The sequence below is a fragment of the Alteromonas sp. K632G genome (genome assembly GCF_017653625.1).
In the GTDB taxonomy this organism is placed as follows: domain Bacteria; phylum Pseudomonadota; class Gammaproteobacteria; order Enterobacterales; family Alteromonadaceae; genus Alteromonas; species Alteromonas naphthalenivorans.
Map to the genome: position 1 here is coordinate 14272 of NZ_JAGGDM010000004.1, position 21232 is coordinate 35503.

General features: G+C 43.9%; 15 protein-coding genes. 4 read left to right on the top strand and 11 right to left on the bottom strand.

Translation table 11 applies throughout. The annotated features are described in order from the left end of the window. Positions 1-66: 66 nt before the first annotated feature. Positions 67-1398, bottom strand: a complete 1332-nt coding sequence (locus J5X92_RS05340) for an NCS2 family permease (RefSeq protein WP_126873655.1) — start codon at positions 1396-1398, stop codon at positions 67-69. A 288-nt stretch (positions 1399-1686) separates the two neighbouring features. Between J5X92_RS05340 and J5X92_RS05345 the strand changes: the two genes are divergently transcribed. Further along, positions 1687-2691, top strand: coding sequence for an adenosine deaminase (locus J5X92_RS05345; protein ID WP_013784616.1), 1005 nt, complete (start codon positions 1687-1689; stop codon positions 2689-2691). Between the two features lie 26 nt (positions 2692-2717). Here the strand turns inward: J5X92_RS05345 and J5X92_RS05350 are convergent, their stop codons facing one another. Beyond that, complete coding sequence (locus J5X92_RS05350) at positions 2718-3068, bottom strand: Hpt domain-containing protein (protein ID WP_208804918.1); 351 nt, start codon at positions 3066-3068, stop codon at positions 2718-2720. A 365-nt stretch (positions 3069-3433) separates the two neighbouring features. Between J5X92_RS05350 and J5X92_RS05355 the strand changes: the two genes are divergently transcribed. The 3 genes from J5X92_RS05355 to J5X92_RS05365 all read left to right on the top strand — a co-directional run bounded on the left by J5X92_RS05355 (position 3434) and on the right by J5X92_RS05365 (position 8743). Further along, entirely contained in the window at positions 3434-5542 is a 2109-nt protein-coding gene (locus tag J5X92_RS05355) for an EAL domain-containing protein (RefSeq protein WP_208804920.1), read from the top strand. Positions 5543-5668: 126 nt separating this feature from the next. Beyond that, positions 5669-6586, top strand: a complete 918-nt coding sequence (locus J5X92_RS05360; protein ID WP_208804922.1) for a diguanylate cyclase — start codon at positions 5669-5671, stop codon at positions 6584-6586. A gap of 144 nt (positions 6587-6730) precedes the next feature. Beyond that, positions 6731-8743 (top strand): ATP-binding protein, encoded by a 2013-nt coding sequence (locus tag J5X92_RS05365; RefSeq protein ID WP_208804924.1) that lies wholly within the window; start codon positions 6731-6733, stop codon positions 8741-8743. 40 nt (positions 8744-8783) lie between these two features. Here the strand turns inward: J5X92_RS05365 and J5X92_RS05370 are convergent, their stop codons facing one another. The 9 genes from J5X92_RS05370 to J5X92_RS05410 all read right to left on the bottom strand — a co-directional run bounded on the left by J5X92_RS05370 (position 8784) and on the right by J5X92_RS05410 (position 21220). Then, positions 8784-9863, bottom strand: coding sequence for a purine nucleoside permease (locus J5X92_RS05370; RefSeq protein WP_208804926.1), 1080 nt, complete (start codon positions 9861-9863; stop codon positions 8784-8786). A gap of 96 nt (positions 9864-9959) precedes the next feature. Further along, positions 9960-12377 (bottom strand): TonB-dependent receptor plug domain-containing protein, encoded by a 2418-nt coding sequence (locus J5X92_RS05375; protein WP_208804928.1) that lies wholly within the window; start codon positions 12375-12377, stop codon positions 9960-9962. A gap of 257 nt (positions 12378-12634) precedes the next feature. Continuing rightward, positions 12635-14008, bottom strand: a complete 1374-nt coding sequence (locus tag J5X92_RS05380) for a nucleobase:cation symporter-2 family protein (RefSeq protein WP_208804930.1) — start codon at positions 14006-14008, stop codon at positions 12635-12637. Positions 14009-14010: 2 nt separating this feature from the next. Next, a complete protein-coding gene (locus tag J5X92_RS05385) occupies positions 14011-15486 on the bottom strand; it encodes an adenosine deaminase (RefSeq protein WP_208804932.1) in 1476 nt (491 codons plus the stop codon). A gap of 223 nt (positions 15487-15709) precedes the next feature. Continuing rightward, a complete protein-coding gene (locus J5X92_RS05390) occupies positions 15710-16075 on the bottom strand; it encodes an AraC family ligand binding domain-containing protein (protein ID WP_013784606.1) in 366 nt (121 codons plus the stop codon). Positions 16076-16149: 74 nt separating this feature from the next. Further along, entirely contained in the window at positions 16150-17382 is a 1233-nt protein-coding gene (locus J5X92_RS05395; protein ID WP_013784605.1) for an allantoate amidohydrolase, read from the bottom strand. Further along, a complete protein-coding gene (locus J5X92_RS05400; RefSeq protein ID WP_013784604.1) occupies positions 17375-18610 on the bottom strand; it encodes an alanine--glyoxylate aminotransferase family protein in 1236 nt (411 codons plus the stop codon). Before J5X92_RS05400 ends, J5X92_RS05395 begins: the two co-directional genes overlap by 8 nt. 9 nt (positions 18611-18619) lie before the next feature. Next, positions 18620-19438 carry a sulfite exporter TauE/SafE family protein gene (locus tag J5X92_RS05405; protein ID WP_208804934.1) on the bottom strand — a complete coding sequence of 273 codons (819 nt, stop codon included), beginning with the start codon at positions 19436-19438 and terminating at the stop codon, positions 18620-18622. Positions 19439-19642: 204 nt separating this feature from the next. Continuing rightward, positions 19643-21220 (bottom strand): gamma-glutamyltransferase family protein, encoded by a 1578-nt coding sequence (locus J5X92_RS05410; protein WP_208804936.1) that lies wholly within the window; start codon positions 21218-21220, stop codon positions 19643-19645. Positions 21221-21232 lie beyond the last annotated feature (12 nt).

The window sequence follows — 21232 nt, forward strand, 5'->3', positions numbered from 1 at the left end:
AAAGCATAAAAAAAACGGTGAAGATTATCTTCACCGTTTTTTTTGTTAAGCATAGGCTACCGCTTGCTATTTTAAGTCAAATATATAGCGCAGTATAAACACACCCGCTAACACGTAGGTTAACCCACTGACTTCTCTGAATTTACCGGTCCCCACCTTAATGCCAACGTAGGTAATAAAACCTAGTGCAATACCTTCACTAATACTGAACGTGAGCGGCATAGCTAATAGCGCAACGGTTGCGGTAGCAAGAGCACCTAAATCGTCGAAATCTATCTGGCGAATGGCTTCCATCATTAGAATGCCTACCATGATAAGCGCTGGAGTAGTGGCCATCAAAGGAATAACCTTCATTAAAGGGGTAAGGAACAAGGCAAAAATAAAACACAGTGCAACCACTACCGCGGTTAATCCTGTTCTACCACCTGCAGACGCCCCAGTAGCAGATTCTACGTAACTGGTTACTGGTGATGTACCAATAAATGCACCTACCACACTGGCAGACGCATCGGCGGTCATGGCAGGGCCAATTTTAGGCAATCTTCCGTTTTTATCTAGCAAGTTTGCACGGCGAGAAACACCGATTAACGTACCTATAGTGTCGAACATATTCACAAACATTAGTGCAAATATTAAATCCCAAGTTTCAGCGATATGGTCAATAGGGTACCAAAAGTCCATTGCCATAAAGGTATTCGAAATTGGTTCTGGTAAGCCGATAATGGCTTCAGGCGTTGCGGTTAACATGCCATTCTCGGTTGGCACGAAGGCACCAATTACGGTAAGCAACACAATAGATATAAGAATGCCTCCGGTAACCTTTTTCACTACCATCACAATAGTAAAAATAATACCAAGTAGCGCAAGCATTACCGCAGGGTCAGATAAATCACCAAGACCCACAAAGGTAGCCGGATTGTCTACAACCAGCCCCGCATTTTTAAGGCCAATAAAGGCAATAAATAACCCTATGCCGCACTGCACACCAATTTTGAGGGCCGGGGGAATAGACTCAGCAACTTTAGTCCTCACCCCAGTTAAGGACAGAATTAAAAAGAGAATACCGTTCCAAAATACTATGCCAAGGGCCGCTTCCCAGGGAATCTCTCGAGATAAACAAATAGTAAAAGCAAAAAAAGCGTTTAAACCCATACCTGGCGCAAGCGCAATGGGGTAGTTAGTCATAAACGCCATCAATAAAGTGCCCAAACAGGCAGCTAGCGCGGTTACCGTTATTAACCCTTCGATAGGCATGCCACTTAAACCAAGGATCCCAGGGTTTACCACTAAGATGTACGACATGGCAGCAAAAGTGGTTAGCCCCGCTACCACTTCTGTTTTTATTGTGGTTCCATGCGCCTGAAGCTTAAAAAGGCGCTCTAATACGTTATTAGACATGTAGATTTCTCTATGCGTTGAGTCATTTATCATTATTTGTTGTTGCATGAAGCAAAAACTTGACCACTTAGTCAGTTTGTTGGTGCGTTTTGTGCTACGGTAAACATAGCCAGAATACGCAAAGTCAGTGTTACGCCAGTGAAATTAACTAATAAAGGTTTTAAAAACCGCGTATTTCACATTGGAAGCGTTATAAAAACGCCTGACTAAATCAACGCTAGAAAAGAAGTTGCGCACTAATTAAGATCAAATTGCATCAAAATGGTGCGCTTCTAACTGTGAGGGGCCATGTCGCTATCAACAATAATTCAAAAACTCCCGAAGGCTGAACTGCACTTGCATATAGAAGGCAGCCTAACACCTGAGCTTATGTGGCACCTGGCAAGTAAACATAGTATCACGTTGCCATATAAAAGCATTGAAGAGATAGCTGCTGCCTATCAATTTACTAATTTGCAAAGCTTCCTCGACATATACTATGCCGGTGCGGGCGTGCTCATTGATGAAGATGATTTTTACGCGTTAATGTGGGCGTATTTCACCCGCTGTCATGAAGATAACGTGGTTCACACTGAAATCATGTTCGACCCGCAAACCCATACCGCAAGAGGTATAGGATTTGATGTGTTCATGCCAGGTTTTTTACGGGCCATGAAAGATGCACAAAAGCAGTACGGTATTTCTAGTTACTTAATTATGTCTTTCTTAAGGCATTTACCAGAAAGCGACGCGTTCGCCACACTTGAAGCTGCCAAACCTTATTACAGTGTTATAGATGCGGTGGGTTTAGACAGTTCTGAACTGGGTCATCCACCATCTAAATTCGAACGGGTGTTTCGAGAAGCGCGAGCTCTTGGGTTTAAAATAGTCGCGCATGCAGGTGAAGAGGGGCCGCCAGAATATATTTGGGAAGCATTAGACTTGCTTAACGTTGACCGAATTGATCATGGCGTAAGGTGTCAGGAAGACGAGAAGTTAATGGCTTACATAAACGCCAATCAAATTCCTCTTACCGTGTGTCCATTAAGTAATCTGAAATTGTGTGTGGTAGATGACTTAGCCAAACACAATATATTATCGCTACTCGATGAGGGTTTAATGGTTACTGTAAATTCGGACGATCCTACCTATTTTGGTGGTTTTTTGAATGATAACTATATAGCCCTGTGTGATGCGTTGCCTGTAACCGAAGCACACGTGAAGCAACTTGCTATTAATAGTTTTGCGGCTAGCTTTTTACCGGATGACATTAAACAACAACACATTGCGCATATACATTCGTTAACACGCTAAAATGATAAGCCGCTCATCTCATCTTTCTAGGCGTGGGCGGCAGCCATTTCTGATTTGGTGGCGTCGATTACTGACGCCAACGCGCTAACGTTTACTTCAATTTCATTCCAATCACCTGATGCCGACAATATTTCGATGGATGAGGCTTTCTGGCGCAATGCCTCGGCGCCCACATCACCCGATACACCTTTAATAGCATGGCTGGTAAAGCGAACGTCTTCTAAATTTCTATTTGAAACCGCTGTAGTAAGCGTTAAGTGTTTTTCATCGATTTGATCAATGAACATTTCAACAACACGTTTTAAAAGCGCGTGGTTTCCTGCTAAGCGTTGCAGTGCTTTTTCACGTTGCCAAAGCGACGTACTTTCAAAACTCATAAGTTATTTTTGCCTTGTAAACCAAGTGTGTAGTGAGAACATTTACTGTAGAACGAAAACTGTATATCAAAAAAATTTAAATGTGAACCCAGTTCTAGCGAGATTTCGGCTGTTTTAATGAAGACAGACTTAAGTATTTCTTTATCGCTCTTGTGGCACTTATCGTATAACAACGACTTCTCAGTAGCGCTTTAGGACATAATCGGTACTGTAAATGCATCAGCAATTACAATCAGCAAGAACAATCAGCAAGAACAATGCCGACAACATAAGTGCAGTTGAATGTAGACTAAAGGCTAATAACGAAAAGCATAGCATGGCCGATACTTGATAGAGAAAAAGGTAAATAAGGAGAAACGATAGCTATGGATATGCGAGCGCAAAAAGTGCTTATTGTTGATGACGAACCCGTTAATATCGTCATTATAGAATCTGCTGTAAGTAGTTTAGCGAACGTAATTAGCATCAGCAACAGCTTAGAAGCCCTTCATCTTATTGAAATTCATAAACCTGATTTAATTATTCTTGATATTAGTATGCCTAAGCGCTCAGGGTTCGACATCTGTAGAGCGGTTAAGGCTGATATGAGCTTGCGAGATATACCGATACTTTTTGTAACGTCTTTTACCGACAGTCAGAACGAGCGAAAAGCACTCGAATTGGGTGCAATTGACTTTATTGCTAAGCCTATCGATATCGAAATTTGTAGGATGCGGGTAAAAAATCACCTTTTAATACAACGTCAAAAATCACAGTTATCTATTTACAACGAAAGAATTCTTGAAGAAAAAGAACAATTAAACATTACGCTTAATGCTATCGCTGATGGCGTTATTGCCACCGACGCAGAAGGCGTTGTGACTTTCATTAACCCTGTTGCTCAGCGCTTAACTGGCTTTAATGAATTTCAGGCGTGCGGGCGAAAGGTTGACGAAATTATGGATTTACGAGACGCCACGACTAATGCCGGAATGATTAACCCTGCGTTATATACCATGAAGGTTAAGCGGCCGGTTTCTATAGCGTTCAACGTAAAACTAATCAGCAAGCAAGGTAAAGAGTGCAGGGTAGAAGATACCGCTTCACCGATATTAGACACACAAGGGAGAGTTAAAGGCTCAGTCGTTGTATTCCAAGATGTGTCTGAATCGGTGGCGATGGCCGTTCAAATGACCCATGTCGCTAATCACGATCAACTTACTGGCTTACCTAATCGGGTGTTATTGCACGACAAAATTGTTCAGTCTATTAATCGCACCGACAAAGCGCAGCATAGTGTCGCTTTGTTACTTATAGACATTGATAATTTCAAATATTTGAACGATGCGCTAGGCCACAAAGTCGGCGACTCCATTATTCTATCTGTATCGAAACGTCTTCAACATGCATGCGGTTCGTCAGCAACGTTAGCAAGGGTAGGCGGTGATGAGTTTGCGTGTTTATTAACCCATGAAGATAGTGGGTTAAGTGCAGATGAAGTCGCAATGAGCTGTTTACAAAGTGCAAGAGAGCCTATTCATATTGATGGGAAGCATCACCAACTTAGTTTAAGTATTGGTATAAGTTTGTTTCCTCAAGATGCTGCTAGTGCAGAAGAAATGATGCGTCACTCAGACACGGCCATGTATCGCGCGAAAGCCACAGGTAAAGATAAATTCAGCTTCTTCTCAAAAGATCTGAAACTTGCTATGCGCAAGCGGGTTGAGACCGAAATAAAGCTTCGCACAGCGCTTGATAACAACAGCCTGACGGTATTTTTCCAACCTAAATATGATTTGAATTTGAATAAAGTCGTTGGCGCGGAAAGTCTAGTTAGGTTAATAGATGAAGATGGCAACATAACGCCACCAGATGAATTCATTCCTTTGTCTGAAGAAACAGGGTTGATACATCGGTTAGGTAAGCAAGTTTTGGTCAAAAGTTGTGAGTTTATTGCTAAATGTGTTGAAGCGAATGAACTGTTTAAAATTGCGGTAAACGTGTCAGCGCAGCAAATAGCGAACCCTTACTTTGCAAAAGAAGTTGAGGAAGTCATTGTGTCGACCGGAGTCGATCCGGGGCTATTAGAATTAGAGGTAACGGAGTCTGCATTGATGGCTGATTTCGATCAAACGCGAAACGTATTACTAGCGCTTTCCTCGTTAGGGCTCTCGTTAGCACTAGATGACTTTGGCACCGGCTACTCAAGCTTGTCTTACTTACGTCAGTTTCCTTTAAACGTACTTAAGATTGATCGATCTTTTATAAAAGACATGGATACCGAACCCCAAGCGCTTGATATAGTGACGGCTATTGTTCGTCTCGGTAGTTGCCTTAACATGGTCTTAGTGGCAGAGGGGCTTGAAACCGAATTGCAGTTTCACTCGCTTAGGCAGTTAGGCTGTGAATATGGTCAAGGCTACTACATGTGTAAACCGGTATCAGAAGATGAATTTACTGAACGATTTTTGAATAAGGCGCCTATAATGACCTAAAGGCAAAGTATAAAAACCTGAAAAGATGGCAGTTTGTCTTTTTTGGCTTAATATCTTTTAAGTAATGCTGTAACATGACTTAATGCTTTTTTCCCTTCATTCTTTTAAGACAGTCCTGTTAAATTTATGCAGTTAGAACTAAAACCATACTCGGCATGCAAGGTACTCGTGGTCGATGATGAGCCTATTAGCAGAATGCTGCTTACTTCTATACTTGAGTCTTTTGTTAACTGTATTGCTGCGTCAAACGGTGAAGAGGCTATTGACCAATGTGTGATGCACAAGCCTGATCTCATTCTATTAGATATGAATATGCCGGATGTCGATGGCCTTACTGTTTGTCGTACCTTAAAAGACAAAGCTGATACCGCCCAGATACCTGTTGTCTTTGTCACCTCTACGATTGATGTCGAAACTGAAAATATGTGTTGGGAAGTGGGAGCCTCTGACTTTGTGTTGAAGCCGGTTACCGCCTCTACACTGGTTCACCGCATAAAAAACCACTTGCAAGGCAAGCTACGCACAGAGCTGCTTGAAAGATTGACGTTTCACGATCAATTAACGGGCTTATACAACCGGCTGTACTTAAGTAATGAAATTCCATTATTAGTAAAACAAGTGGCTCGTGACCATAGCACGCTCGGCGTCATTATGATGGATATCGATTTCTTTAAGCTCTACAACGATAACTATGGCCATCTTCAAGGTGATATCTGCCTTCAACAAGTAGCAGCCATTATTGAGGAGCATGCGCGCCGTCCCAAAGATGCAGCCATTCGATTTGGCGGTGAAGAGTTTATGCTGGTATTGCCGTATACCGACATGAACGGGGTTAAGAAAGTTGCTGAAGACATTGTGTCTGCAATAAGAAGTGAGAATATCACGCATTATGCGGGCAAGGATGGTAAGCTAAGTATTAGCGCTGGCTATGCTGTTAGGCTCGCTAATGAATTAAAGGACACGGGCGTATCTTCACTTATCGAATCAGCTGATATTTTCCTTTTTGAAGCCAAAGAAGCTGGGCGTAATCGCGCAATAGGTTAATCGGCTTCTCCCTTAGAATAATAGCCTATTGTTTAATTTTTTTTCTTTTCTAAAACCACTATTATCTCCTTAATGGAGCAGTGTAAAAACTGTAGTAGCTCCTCTCTCCCTTAGAGGGCTTCTTGATTTTAATGGCGGTTTGCTATGTCTCAACAATTCGATAGTAAAGAACAGTACCCTATTTCCGTTTCATCAACAGTGCTTAACTTTGAAAAAGTACTTAAATCTGGTTGTGACATATTATCCATGCAGCAAGGCTTACTCTTGCACGTTACGGGTGAGCATATAGACGTTATCGCTAAAGCCGCCGCCTCTCTAGCGCCTAATAAATACCTACTACCCCCTTTTCCTGTTGATATTGACTCTCTTCCTTCCAGTCAGTTAGAAAGCTGCGCTGAGGTTAAACTATGGGCAAAGCAAAATTTATCGGCGAAAGACTTTATTATTGGCCGTATTCACCGTGTTGGTCACTACCACGTTGTGTTAATACTGGCAAACAGCATAGAAGATGTCGATTTTTCCTACGATAAAGGGAAGTTATCGTTGCTCGATAACTGGCTGGAAAGCGTTTTACAAAAAGAACGTGGAGCAGACGACAATTCACTTAAACATGCCGAGTTATTTGAAAAGCTACAGTCAGTGGCAAATATCGGTGTGTGGGAAGTTGATATCGTTGAAAATGCCCTTTTCTGGTCTTCTCAAACCCGCGTTATCCATGAAGTGCCTCAAAACTACGCCCCAGAGCTTGGCTCTGCTATCGAGTTTTATAAAGAGGGTGCAGATCGTGATGAAATAACAAGGTTAGTTAATCACGCTATAGAAACAGGTGAACCATGGAGCGCTACCTTGCAGATCATAACTGCAAAGGGAAAACCTATATGGATCGAAAATCACGGCATGGCTGAAATGTTTGAAGGCCAATGTGTTCGGTTATTCGGTACGTTTCAAAATGTTGATAAGTCTGTAAAGCTTCGCCTGGAGCTTGAAGCAAGACAGAAAGAGGTAGAAGCGGCCTTTAACGAACGAGGTAATTTGTTATCTCGTATCAGTCACGAACTAAGAACGCCGCTTAATGGTATTACGGGAATGTTACAGGCCATAAAGTTTGAGCAGCGAGTGAATATTCGAGAGCGAAAAACTGATTTGGCGCTAAAAAGCGCCGACCGCTTACTGCTGCTAATAGATGATGTTTTAGACTATACCGAAATTTCCAGTGGCGAGCTTACACTGAAGAAAAATGACTTCTGCGTGCGGGCAATGGCAGAAGAGTTGATTGACGTATTTAAACCCTTGTGCAAAGAGAAAAGCCTTCGTTTATACGCGGCACTGTCGTTGCCTAAGAATACCTATATAAATGGTGATGCCAATAGAATAGGTCAGATTATTTCTAAGTTACTGCACAACGCCATTAAGTTTACTTCACGAGGGCACATTTCCATCCAATTAACGCTTAGAGAAGCGTTGACTGAGCCTAACTTGCTTATTTCGATAGAAGACACGGGTGAGGGTATGGATGAGGCAACTAAAACCTCGTTGTTCACTCCTTTCATACAAGGGCAAACGCAATCGGCAATTAAAGGCAGTGGAACAGGGTTAGGACTGTCTATCGTAAAGCAGTTAGTTGAGAAAATGGATGGCGAGATAGATTTCCGCTCTGAAATGCATGTAGGTACTAACTTTGATATTGTGCTTCCTGTCACCCTGACGGATGTTAAGCAGGGGCTGCTTGACCACGACGATGCTTTATCATCTAGCTTACTCTCTATCCCATTGTCTATTCTGGTGGTGGACGATAATGATATTAACCGCATTGTGCTTACTTCAATGTTGGAAAGGTATAACTTTATTGCCGATGAAGCTGAAGATGGTGAAGTTGCAATACAGAAAGCCAGAGAAAAAGACTACGACCTTATTTTCATGGATTGTGCTATGCCCGTGCTTGACGGGGTGTCAGCCACACAAGTCATACTTGAAGAGGGGTTGATGCACAGCCAAGGTAGTATCGTAGCAGTAACGGCTAATACGTCTGAAGAAGACAGAGAAGTGTGCAGAGAGGCGGGAATGTCGGCGTTTTTATGTAAACCAGTCGACCAACGTAAAGTCACGTTAGAACTTAAGAAAGCCTTGTTAAGTAAGTCACATGAAATACATAAGTGACAGCGGGCTCCGCTGCCACCTAATATTCATTTTTTAACTATTACTTAACTGGGATGTCCGTTTTCACCGTATCCCAATTTGCTGTAATTTTTTCAATAACCACAGAACCTACAGCGTATGCTGCTTCTACCGCTGATTGAAGTGCAGCGTAGCCTTCTCCTGAACTCTCTAATTCAAGGTTCTTAGCTGCCGTTAGCCCTGCTGGCTGCATAGTAAAGTTACTGGCAGTGCGAAGAATAAGAACACGGTCTTTATCAACCAAGTTAGCATTGTCTAGGTAAGTCAGGGCTTGTAGTGTGGCTGAATCTTCCATGCCTGAAGTCACAAAGTTACCCTTGTTTTGTGTCCAATAGCCCACCCAATCGTTTGCCCAGTCATTAAGTAATGCACCGTGCCAGAAGGTCGAAGCCGATAAATGGGAGCCTGTCATAATACTTGGTTTCTCAAGTGCTTTAGGATAGCCCGTATAGGTGGCTCGTAGTTTATCCATAGCTGGCGTGTTCGGTAATGACGTACCTTTAGTTAGGTTGAACGCCCAATCTCTTAAACTCGCATTTAAAATATACACTTCACCGTTAGGGGCCTGTTCTGGGTTTACCGATGCGGCGTTAGCGTAAGGTGAGTGGGTGAAAAGCGGGAAGTAGCCTGTTTTCCAGTCGCTTGGAATTTCACGTGCATCTATTTGGTGGGCAAGGTCGCCATCCACTACGTAGTCAGTCCAGACAGCAGAACCAATGGTGCCATCAGCAGGATCCATACCTGCAATGCCGGCTACAAGCCAGTAAGCATGCGTTAGGTCGAATCTAGGATCTAGACCAAGTGCCATAATAGCAGCCGAGGCGCGGGCTATACCCATTCCCGTTACAATACCTAATACCCCGGTTTCTTCATTAACAAAAATATCATGATGAGCATGGGGCAGGGCATAGCGGGTTGAAAGCTTTTGGCCTTTTTTCCAAAGTTGGAATTCACCAGGTTTGTCACCTTCGTCTTCACCAATTTCAAACATGGCAACCACAACGGCTTTAATCTCAATAGGGGAAGTATCGGTTGTTTCAGCGCAGTGCCCAGCAGAAGCGAAAAAAGAAAGGGCGAGAATAGCATTAGCAAAATAGCGCATTAATAATTGTCCTCTTAGGTATAAAAAAAGGTAAATCTACGAGGGTAGATTTACCTTTATAACATTTTTTATTACAACAGCTTATAATGCAGTGTCTTAGAACTTATAAGCGAACTTCGCGCTCCAATGACGTGGTAGTTCTGGCAACACAACTTGGCTACCGAACAAGTCAGGGAAGTTAGCGCGGAAATAACGCTCATCAGTTAAGTTCTTAACAGTAAAGTTTACAGACCAGTCATCTGCCTGATAAGAAACACCTGCATTCACTAGCGTGTACGCTGGAAGCATTACCGAAGCAGAGAAGCCAGAAGCTACTTCTTCAACGTCAACTACACTCACGTTAGCCGCATAACCGTTTTGGAAGTCGTAAGTTGCCGTTACTGTGTACACGTTTTCAGGGATACCCGCTTTACGTGCATCAGTGTTAGCAAAGCCTTCACCAATTAAGTTCAAGCCAATCACGTTACCACCAAACACGAGCGACGGATCGGTAAGACTTGTTAAGTCTTCAGCACCAAGGAAACCAAACTGGCTACCATTTTCAAGTGCAGTAAGGTTAATAACCTTAATGTTCGTGTAGCCTGCAGACATCACTAAGTTTTCGTTAACAACCCAACGAAGTTCAAATTCAGTACCTTTGTTGTTTGTGGTGTTGTTAGTAACCGTGTTTTGGCTGCTAAAGTCGGTTCTTTCCATTTCAAATGAAGAAAGTGCAAAGTAAAGGGTATCGTCTAGCAATGAACCTTTAACACCGAACTCGAATAACTCAGACGTATCGAAAGCACCGTCTTCTAGTTGGCCAACACCAATTTCTGCACCTTGACCCGCAACAATCGTTGCTTGCTCAGCAGCCGTGATGTAAGGAATTAAGCCAAACGGAAGTTCGTATGAAATACTGGTATTCCAAGACCAACCGCCTACTGTATCCTCAGCATATACAGGTACTTCATCGCCAGTTGCGCCAAGTAGCAGGTCGGTACGAGATGTCGTTTCAATATCAATCGTATCGTAGCGAACACCAAGTACAAGGTTTAAGCCCCAATCCCAAGTAAGGTCGGTCATGGCGCCAATACCTAAATCAAGGTAGTTACCTTCATCGTAGTTATCGTAGTTCATACCAGAGCGAGTAGATAGCAAGCGTCTATCAAGCGCCGAAGAAGGCATTGTTAAATCACGACGGTTAAAGTACTCGTACGTAAAGTCATCACCGTGTAAAAAGTCGGTGTAACGAATTGACGGAGAAATTTGGAATTGTGCTAACAAGCTGTCGTTTTCATATTCGGTAGCGAAAACAATCTTATCTTCAATTACCCAGCTATCGTGGAATTGAGAGAAGCCGTACGCATTTTCGTTGATGTTATCGTATGAATCGTAGAAGAACTGGTTACGAATTTCCCAGTTGTCTGCGTAATAAATAGTATCGAAGTAGAAAGTAATCGCTTCGTTACCCAATTGGTCATCTGGTGCAACCAATACTTGGCTACCGCTTAGGGTTGTAGTACCTACGTTTTCAAGTGCCATTAGAGCAGTGGCTTCATCATCGGTAAATGCAGCACCAGGAACATAGAAGAAGCTGTTACCCGCAATGTTTACGGCGCCATATTCTTCGTGACTAATTGAGCCGTCGCCGTCTGTATCAAGCGACTGTGCAGTACCAGTAATATACGTACCGTCGTCAATTAGCTCTTGTGTTAAACGGTTCCAACCAGCAACTTGGTTACCATCGTAATCATGATACATACCACCAAATTCAACACGTAGGTTATCAGTAATATCTATGTTGAAAGCGGCTTGTAGAATAGTTTGGTCAGTCTGTGTGTTCTCGTAGTAACTATCTGAGTTTTCAACTTCACCGTACAGGTAGTAACCTACAGTTTTGTCGCCAACCTGCGCTGGACCACCAACCTCTGCCGTTAGCACGCTCTTATCCCAAGAACCCGTAGTATAAGAAATTGCGCCTTCTGGCTTTTCTAAATACTGACCCGATGAAGCACGAGCAGATTTAGGGTTAAAGTTTAAGTAACCACCAATTTTAGACGGGCCATAAATAGGAGAAGCAGGACCACGAACAATATCAATTCGGCTAGAAGCACCAATTGGGGTAGGGTAGTTACCCGGGTTATCTAGGCGTTTAACACCACGGAAGTAAGTTTCACCAGGTGTACCACGTACATCAAGTGAACCTGCTACACCAAAGAATGACTGGGTAAATGTACCAGGTGCAAATGCCACTAGCTCATCAATATCTGAAACGTTGAAACGCTCCATTTGTTCTTGAGAAATCGTTGATGCAGAACGCGGTGTTTCAAGAATTGATTTTCCAAAACCAAAAACTGATTCAACATCTTGACCAGGCAAACTGCCCAGAGAGCCTGTTACTTCAATTTTTTCAACGTCAGCGTCTTTCGGCGCAGATTCAGCCTCTTGTGCAAGTGCGATTGAAGGCACTGACAATGTCAGACCGAATGCTAGCGCACGGGCTAGTGGGTTAAGCTTGAATGTAGTGTTAATCATGGTTTCCTCTATTTTTAATAACCTTTTAAAAGGCCTTTTATACTTTTTTATTTTTCTGTCTGGATAAAAGCACGATGAGTGCCAGCTTCTTGTCCAGTTGGTCAGGAAATTAAATAAATTTAAATTTATGATTTTATTGAACTTTTTTCTAGGCTAGAAAAATGATGATGTTATCAAAATGTGAAGCAGAACAATGCTGATGGCTCACTGCACCAGCATTGTGATATTTAGCGTGAGTATTGCACCAACTTCGCTCTTTACACTTCACCTTGAGTCTTTGACGCCGTGCTGGAAGTTTTTTGCGGTGCACGTGGTAGGGTAAGATCTAAAATGATAGCGGTTAAACCCGCAGAGGTAACCGGTGAAAGTAAAACGTTTTCAAGCCAAGTGGGTAATTGTGATAATGCGCTAGGTACCATCATTACACCAATGCTCATCCCTAACGCACACGCGGTGATTAAGCTGCTTCTTCTATCTAATGCGTAGCTGGCAAGTAGCTTCAAACCACCCACGGCCACCATGGCAAACATAACTAACGTTGCCCCGCCCAACACCGGCTTAGGTATAGCTTGTAGCACTCCGCCAACCGCAGGGAACAAGCCAACAAATACAAACATGCCCGCCACGAAGAAACCTACTTTTCTACTCGCAATACCCGTTAGCTGAATAACGCCGTTGTTTTGGCCAAAGGTGGTATTGGGAAATGTGTTAAAGGCGCCCGCAATCATAGAGTTAAGTCCGTCACCTAAAATGCCACCTTTAATACGCGATAAGTAAAGTGGGCCTGACACGGGCTCTTTGCAAAACAAGCTATTCGCGGTTAAGTCGCCTGCGGTTTCAATAGCGGTAAATAAGTAGATAAGTGCGATAGGTAAAAACAAGGTTATGTCGAAGCTAATACCAAACGCAAAAGGGTGGGGAACGGCAATAGCGGGTAAATCATTTAAGTGGGAAAAGTCTAATCCTTTAGTGAACCACACATAGGCGGTACCCAAGGTCATGCCTATAAAAATAGCCGATAGCCTTACCCAATGATTATTCGACGCGTTCAAAAATACAATAATAAGTAAAACGCTTACTCCTAAGCCTAAATTATCTAAGCTTGCGAATGATTCAGCATTAAACCCACCGGCTAAATCTGTCATTCCAACATTAATCAGTGATAAGCCAATGGCAGTAATCACAATACCAGTAGTCAGTGGTGTGATAATGCGTTTAAGTTGAGTAACAAATAAACTAAACACCACCTCAACCAAGGCGCCCGCTAGGGTAAGGCCAAAAAGAAGTGATAAAATTTCTTCGCTACTTCCACCTTCATTTTTTACCTTCATGCCAGCCAAAAGCAACGCGCTGATAAACGCAAAGCTGGTGCCCTGAATGGCCACCAAGCCACTGCCCACTGGGCCAAATTTTTTAGTTTGAATAAAGGTGCCCACACCACTAACAAAAAGCGCCATGCAAATTAGGTAGGCAGTGTGTTCTGTAAGCCCTAAGGTGGCAGAGATAATTAATGTAGGCGTTATCACGCCAATAAAGCTCGCCAGCATGTGCTGAAACGCAGCGGTTAAGCACGCTACCGCATTGGGTTTGTCGTGCAGGCTATAGAGTAAATCTTGATGTTTCTCTTGCATGATTAATCCTTATTGCCGCTGCACAGTTCGCTTTCAAATTTACAGATGAATGCACGAAACATTGGGGGAGAGGTAGGCACAGTATCTGATGCCACCTGAGTTTCAAATTCAGCAACACGTTGATGAAATAAAGTAAGCTGCTGCGCTTTTACATTTGGTTGTAAAAAGCTGTACTGCAAACTGTTGGTGCTTAATGTGAGTACTTCTTCCCAGCTTAAGTTGAATTCGGTTACCGCGACATAAAACTCATCGGTTAATGTGGAGTCGAACATGCCTCTGTCATCGGTAGATAGCGCGGTAGGGATACCTGTTCGCAAATATTCTGGAAAGGGGTGGGTATCGTAGCTGGGAATGTATTCAAGCAGTAAGTTGGAAATAAGGTTAATTTCGATAAGGTACTGGCTGTTTCTCATTAGCAATAGAGTATCTGAGTCGAAAATGGTATTTAACCCGTGCCCAATGCGCTCTGCACCAAGCAATAAGGTGTCTCGCACATTTGAATCGGCGGTTTCAGACTCACCAGCATGAAAGGCCAATGAAACTTTAGGGTATGTAGCACGAAGCTTACGAAGTGTTGATGCAAACCGTTTCGGTTGCCCGTTTATATCATCTTCTCTGCCTACTAAATTAATGCCTACGTACAATTCTCTGTGGCTATCTACAAAGTCATAAATCCATTCTAGTTGTGCTTCGGCGTCGGGTAAAAAGCGAACAACAGCATATTGTAAACGAACAGTAACTTGCGTGGCTTGCGCCTCTTCACTGGCAAGCATGTCGGTATAAATGGCTAATGCTTCGTCGGGCGTATAAGTGCTTCCATCAGGTTTTTTTGTATAGCGAACATTTACCTGGGTTTCCAAATATTGCAGATTTTCCTTTTGGTAAGCTTGCATATTACGTAGCAATATTTTTGACACTAACGTGGGGTTTGCGGTCAATTCGTTTAACCGTTGCCAATGGGTAGAAAAGAATTCTTCTCGTCCTTCCGACGCCGTATGTAAGCGAATACTATCCATAAACTCGCGTTTTAAATTGTTATCAAGCAAGCCTAATTCAGTGTAATTTTTCTGAATGCACTGAGGTAATTTAGCCCATGTCGTTTCGCTGATGGTATGAAAGCGTAAGGCACTTTGTGGGTCTGAATGGCATGGTTTGATACTTACCTGGGTGTAATAGGTATACCCACCATTTTTTGTAGGATCGGCCGCCAGTTCGTACCACCATTCACTAAACCCTGAACCTGACAAATGATGATGTAAATCACCGCCTTTTGGCATGGCGTGTAAAAATTGATACATCTGGCGTGGTGTCGCTGTTTTTTTGAAAGCTTCAAACCACAACGGCATAGAAAAGGGAGTAGAAGTAGAAGATGAAGAATTGGCTACGGCACTGGGTGCGGCAACACTTTTATAAGCAAAACTGGTAAGAGAGATAAATACAACAAGATAGAAAGGCAAAAAGGTAAGTCGCAAACGCATGAGTACTACAGCAGTATTAAAATTATAATGCGAGTTTTTGCAAGAAGCTGACCACTTAGTCTACGTCCTGCAAGAAGGTTAACTTAATGATTAACAGCTATTTTTAATTAGAAGAAAGGTGGGAAGAAAAAAGTGTAAAGGTGCAGCGCACCAAGTTGGTGCTCTAAAACGAAAAGCGCGCCAATATGACGCGCTCAAATTAACAGCAAGGCGATGAAAGTAATTAAAATTCAACACCTTCATCTAGCGTAACAAAGATGGAGTGACGCACTTCGTTGTACATGGCTTTTGAGCAGTGACCTTCACCTTCCGTATCTTCTAGCAAGATAACATCACCAGAACCAAATACATGGCGTTCACCGTTAGAAACCGTAAACTCTGCGCGGCCTTTTAAGATAAACAGAAGTTGGCGTGCTGGCGCAGGGTGCCATTTAAAGTCATAGTCTGCTGGCGTTTCCCTAAAGATGATTTTATCGGCGCCAAACTTTTCTGATAACAGTCCAATAGGCCCGCCATCTTTCAGTGGAATATCAATTTCTCCAAAGTGGCTCTTGCCTTCATCGTCGTTATATATCCTTGCTATCTTCATCTTACTCATACCTGTTTCTTATCATTTAACGAATAATGCTTAAACGTGAACCTTGCGTAGGCTAGAACTAAGTTTTAGTACTTTAACGTGCGAAGACTATGGTGCATTACCGCTAAGCTCGCGGCAACATCGTCTGTGGTGATAGACTCAGCCGGATGGTGACTAATGCCACCCTTACAGCGTGTGAATAACATAGCAACAGGGCATATTTCAGCCATTGCCATTGCATCATGCCCTGCACCCGAGGCCAGTACTTTGGGTACTATGCCTGCTTCAGTTACACCTTTAAGCAATGTATTTTGTAGGGCACTATCACAATGAACCGCTGGCGCACTGTGTGTTTGCTCTATCTTCAATTCCACATTGCGTAACACGGCAATGTCGTTGATTTTTTGCAAAATCTCTGCCAATGCGGCATCTCTCAATGGGTCTTCTTCACTGCGAATATCTAAAGAGAACTGGCATCGGCCAGAAATCACATTCACGCCATTGGGCGCGTTCTCAATTTTACCCACGGTAGCCACAACACCTGGACGCTGTTGACTAATAGACTCTACCGCTAAAATCATTTCGGCGCTGGCGCATAAGGCGTCGTGGCGCATCGACATAGGCACAGTTCCCGCGTGTCCTGCCATGCCGGTAACCGTTAATGAAAAGCGTTTCGCACCAGCAATAGCATTTACTACACCTACAGGTAAGTTCTCTTGCTCTAACACTGGGCCTTGCTCAATATGCAGTTCTAAGTAACCCAGCAAGTCAGTTTGTGCAATGGTGGCGCTGTTAATAGCATCAAAATCCAGCCCAAAGTTTTTCATCGCATCTTCTAGGGAAATGCCATCTTCGTCTTTTAGCCTGCGCCATTCGTCTTGCCACTTGCCTGTTAACGCACGGCTACCTAATAGGGTAGTACCAAAACGGGTGCCTTCTTCGTCACAAAAGCCAACAATATCAATGTGAAAAGGAAACTGTCGACCTTCGCCGCTGAACATGGCCATGAGCGTTACCGGTGCAACTACACCTAACATGCCGTCGTATTTACCGCCATTTGGCACCGTGTCTAAATGACTGCCAATAATTAAGCGAGGTGCATTGGGTACGGCTGATGTATAGCGGCCCCAAATGTTACCTACGCTGTCTTGCCAGGTTGTCATACCGGCTTCTATCATCCAGCCGGATGTTAGCTGATTGGCCAGTTTGTGTTGTTCGGTTAAATAGCGCCTGTCTAAACAGCTTGGGTTTTGGCTTAGTGAACCTAGTGCTTCACAGCGCGCCATTACTAGCGCGGCCGCATCAGAAAATTCAGACATTCATGGCTCCCGAATACACAGCAAGTGCAGCGTCTACGCCAGCACCAGCCGGTAGCGACATACCTTGCTTGCGTAATACGGTTTCTAGCGACTGAAGGGTATGCAACACCGCATCTTGGCGCGCGTTATAACCCATGGTGCCTATTCGCCAAATTTTCCCTTTAAGGGGGCCAAAGCTGGTGCCAATTTCAATGTTGAAACGCAGTAGCAGGTCTTCACGTACTTGTTCGCCGTGTACGCCATCAGGAATAACCACGCCCACTACATTGCTCATTTTGTTAGCAAGGTCGCCAAATGGTGTAAGCCCTAAAGCTTGTACACCTGCTAGCATGGCATCGCCTGCCACTTTATGGCGTGCAATCACATTTTGCTGGCCTTCTTCAAGGTGCAAAATAGCGCATTCACGGGCGCAATAAAGCATGGTTGCGGCTTCGGTATGGTGATTTAAGCGTTCATCACCCCAGTAATCCATAATCATACCAAGATCGAAATAGTTAGAGCGAATTTTCGGGCCACGGGCACTTTCATGATGTGCATCGCGAATACCAGCTTCAACGTGATGGCGAGTACGCACCACATCAACAAACTTTTGGCTCATGGTAATGGGCGCACTGCCTGAAGGGCCGCCTAAGCATTTCTGCAAACCCACTGACACTGCATCTAGCTTCCACTTGTCTACTTCTAACGGGTTACCCCCTACCGATGCGGTGGCATCGCAATAGAACAACACGTCGTTGGCTTCACAAATAGCGCCAATGTCTTCAAGAGGTTGAAACATAGTGGTAGACGTATCGCCTTGTACTATGGCTAATAGTTTAGGCTGTACTTTCTTAATGGCCGCTTCTATTTGCTCGGGTTTAAATACTTCACCCCACGGCACTTCAATAGTGTGAACTTCTGCATCGGCGCGCTCTGCAATTTCAGCCAATAGGTGGCCAAAACGCCCGAAGATAGGCACTAGCACCTTATCGCCAGGTTCAATAGCCGACACTAACACCGCTTCAATACCTGCCCGCGACGTACCATCAATCAACATGGTTTGTTGGTTTTTGGTATTAAATAGCGTGCGGTACAGCGCCATGGTTTCGTTCATGTAGCCTGTCATTACAGGGTCGTATTGGCCTACTAGCTGAGTAGACATGGCCGACAATACACGCGGATAACAGTTAATAGGGCCTGGGCCCATTAAAAGGCGTGGTGGAGGTGTTAATGGTGCAAAACCAGTCATAATAGGCTCCTAGATAAACACCTGCGCAAGCATGCGCAGGCCAGTAATAATGAGAACAACAGCAAAAATTTTCTTAAGCAGACCAGCATCTAACTTGTTGGCGATGCTTGCACCAATTGGCGCAAAAATTACCGTTAGCGGCACAATGCACGCGAAACCAAGTAGGTTAACGTAACCGTAGGTAGCAAACGGCGCATCAACAGGCGTAGTGCCTACGAATAAAAGAGTAATAGCGGCAGGCAGCGAAATAATTAGGCCAACAGCGGCTGCTGTACCTACTGCTCTGTGCGCTGGGTAATTACAAAAGGTAAGTGTAGGGACGGTAAGCGTGCCGCCACCAATGCCAACCATGGAACTAAAAAAGCCGATACACGCTGCCATAATAGACTGTCCAACACGACCTGGTAGGCCGTTAAACAAGGCATCTTTTTTACCAACTAGCATGTTAATAGCAGATAACGTGGCAATAACACCAAACATCAACGTTAGAAAGTTAGCGTCCAGTACCGTGACTAAGTAACTACCTGCTAATACGCCCATTAAGATAAACACTGCCCAAGCCTTAAGTAGGGCAAAGTCTACGTTGCCTTTGCTATGGTGAGCGCGAATAGAGCTAATAGACGTAGGTACAATAGTGGCTAGCGATGTTGCAGTTGCAATCACCATGGCGCTTTCAGCCGATACCCCTAGTGCTTGAAATAAGAAAAACAGGACCGGCACTATAACAATACCGCCGCCTACACCTAATAGGCCAGCCAATAATCCGGCGAACACGCCTGTACCAATTAACGATAAAATTACCGTCATGTTATCGAGTAAAAACTGCATAAATTAAAGATCTCGTTGTGAATGTGTGCTTGCTAAAACATGTATGCCCAATGAAATTATGGCGGGTTGCTCTGGCTTATCTTAAAAGGGGTGGACGTCCTTTAAAAACAAGCCAAAAGCAACACACCGATAAAGCGGCTTGGGGTAATGTTGCTGCTAGATGTTATCGTTTGATTAAACCTAGAATTTAGATTTTTCGCGGCGTTACACCTTATCAGTGAACGCTTTACCGTCGCTTCGCGGGTCGCTTGCTGCGCTTACTGTGCCTGTTGGCGTGCGAATAACCGCGCCAGCGTGGCCCATCAATTCGTTACAAGGGTCGACAGTCACCATGTCGTGACCTCGGGCAATAAGGCTTTCGCCTACATACTCGGCTAAGTCACGCTCGGCTTTTAAGTTGTTACTTTCATCACCCCAAGTACGGCCTAATAACCAGCGGCCTAGGGCAATGGCTTTATCAATAGGTTGGTTGTGATAAATATGGCGGGCAAATAAAGCCGCTTGTGTTTGTGGCTGACCTTCACCGCCCATGGTGCCGTAACTCATGCGTCGCCCATCGGCTAAATCGGCAAACGCAGGGTTAAGCGTATGAAACGGTTTCAGACCAGGTTTAAGGTATTGGTTGCTGTTTGGATCTAACGAGAAAGACGTTCCTCGGTTATTCCATACAATGCCGGTTTGTGGGCTAACAATGCCTGAACCGAACTCCCAATAAAGCGATTGAATGTAACTTACCATTCGGCCTTCGCTGTCACACGCACCCATCCATATGGTATCGCCAGGTTTGGCCACGTGCGGCCACGGTTGTGCTTTTTCTACCGAAATGTGTTTAACCATTTCATCTAGCGATTCATCAGTTAATAAACTAGACAAATCAACAGGCGTGCGTGATGGGTCGGTAACATTTGCATTTCGCGCAATAAACGCTTGTTTAGTGCATTCAATTAATAAGTGCACCATGTCGGCATCGGTAGAGCCTAGGTGCTGCACTTTATCGTACAGCGCTAAAATAATTAACGACGCCACACCTTGGGTAGGTGCAGGCAAGTTATACAAAGTGCCTTTGCTGGTGGTTACCGAAAGCGGCTCGACAATTTGCGCTTTGTATTGATTAAAATCTTCAATACGAATAGGTGAACCTGCGGCTTCTAAGTCGGTAGCCAGTTTGCTAGCTAGTTCGCCATGATAAAAATCATCAAGCCCTGCTTTTGCCAAGTGGCTAAGTGTTTTAGACAACGCCGTTAGTTTAAGAATTTTGCCTTTCTTAAGTGCTTTGCCCTTTATTAAAAACTGGTCGAAATTCGGGTCACCGGCTAAATCGTCAAAGGTTTTATTGCTGGCATCTACCAAGCTTTGGGTTACTTCTATACCCCAATTAGCCTGACTAATCGCAGTATCAAACAGCGTATTAAGCGATAAGCCATCTTGCCACTGGTGACTTATTTTTAATGCTTCATTCCAACCTGCAACAGCACCGGCCATAGTTAAGGCTGATTTTCCGCCTCGGCTAGGAATGGCACTTTCGTCTTTGTAAAATTCAGGAGTAGCACCTAATGCGGCAACGCCCGAGGCATCAATGCCAATAGGAGCTTTGCCAGGTTCACTAATTAGCCAAAATCCATCGCCACCCATACCATTCATGTGAGGGTACTCAACGGCAATAGACGCAGCAGCGGCCACCATAGCTTCAATCGCGGTGCCGCCTTTTTCTAAAATATTCAAACCCACTTGCGATGCCGCAAAGTGAGGGGCTGTAAAGCCTACGTTATGCTTTTCACTCATTGTCTTTTTTTA

Excerpts from the sequence above, each read along its gene's own strand:
- J5X92_RS05340 (WP_126873655.1), bottom strand. The coding sequence starts at position 1,398 with ATGTCTAATAACGTATTAGAGCGCCTTTTTAAGCTTCAGGCGCATGGA.
- J5X92_RS05345 (WP_013784616.1), top strand. The coding sequence starts at position 1,687 with ATGTCGCTATCAACAATAATTCAAAAACTCCCGAAGGCTGAACTGCAC.
- J5X92_RS05350 (WP_208804918.1), bottom strand. The coding sequence starts at position 3,068 with ATGAGTTTTGAAAGTACGTCGCTTTGGCAACGTGAAAAAGCACTGCAA.
- J5X92_RS05355 (WP_208804920.1), top strand. The coding sequence starts at position 3,434 with ATGGATATGCGAGCGCAAAAAGTGCTTATTGTTGATGACGAACCCGTT.
- J5X92_RS05360 (WP_208804922.1), top strand. The coding sequence starts at position 5,669 with ATGCAGTTAGAACTAAAACCATACTCGGCATGCAAGGTACTCGTGGTC.
- J5X92_RS05365 (WP_208804924.1), top strand. The coding sequence starts at position 6,731 with ATGTCTCAACAATTCGATAGTAAAGAACAGTACCCTATTTCCGTTTCA.
- J5X92_RS05370 (WP_208804926.1), bottom strand. The coding sequence starts at position 9,863 with ATGCGCTATTTTGCTAATGCTATTCTCGCCCTTTCTTTTTTCGCTTCT.
- J5X92_RS05375 (WP_208804928.1), bottom strand. The coding sequence starts at position 12,377 with ATGATTAACACTACATTCAAGCTTAACCCACTAGCCCGTGCGCTAGCA.
- J5X92_RS05380 (WP_208804930.1), bottom strand. The coding sequence starts at position 14,008 with ATGCAAGAGAAACATCAAGATTTACTCTATAGCCTGCACGACAAACCC.
- J5X92_RS05385 (WP_208804932.1), bottom strand. The coding sequence starts at position 15,486 with ATGCGTTTGCGACTTACCTTTTTGCCTTTCTATCTTGTTGTATTTATC.
- J5X92_RS05390 (WP_013784606.1), bottom strand. The coding sequence starts at position 16,075 with ATGAAGATAGCAAGGATATATAACGACGATGAAGGCAAGAGCCACTTT.
- J5X92_RS05395 (WP_013784605.1), bottom strand. The coding sequence starts at position 17,382 with ATGTCTGAATTTTCTGATGCGGCCGCGCTAGTAATGGCGCGCTGTGAA.
- J5X92_RS05400 (WP_013784604.1), bottom strand. The coding sequence starts at position 18,610 with ATGACTGGTTTTGCACCATTAACACCTCCACCACGCCTTTTAATGGGC.
- J5X92_RS05405 (WP_208804934.1), bottom strand. The coding sequence starts at position 19,438 with ATGCAGTTTTTACTCGATAACATGACGGTAATTTTATCGTTAATTGGT.
- J5X92_RS05410 (WP_208804936.1), bottom strand. The coding sequence starts at position 21,220 with ATGAGTGAAAAGCATAACGTAGGCTTTACAGCCCCTCACTTTGCGGCA.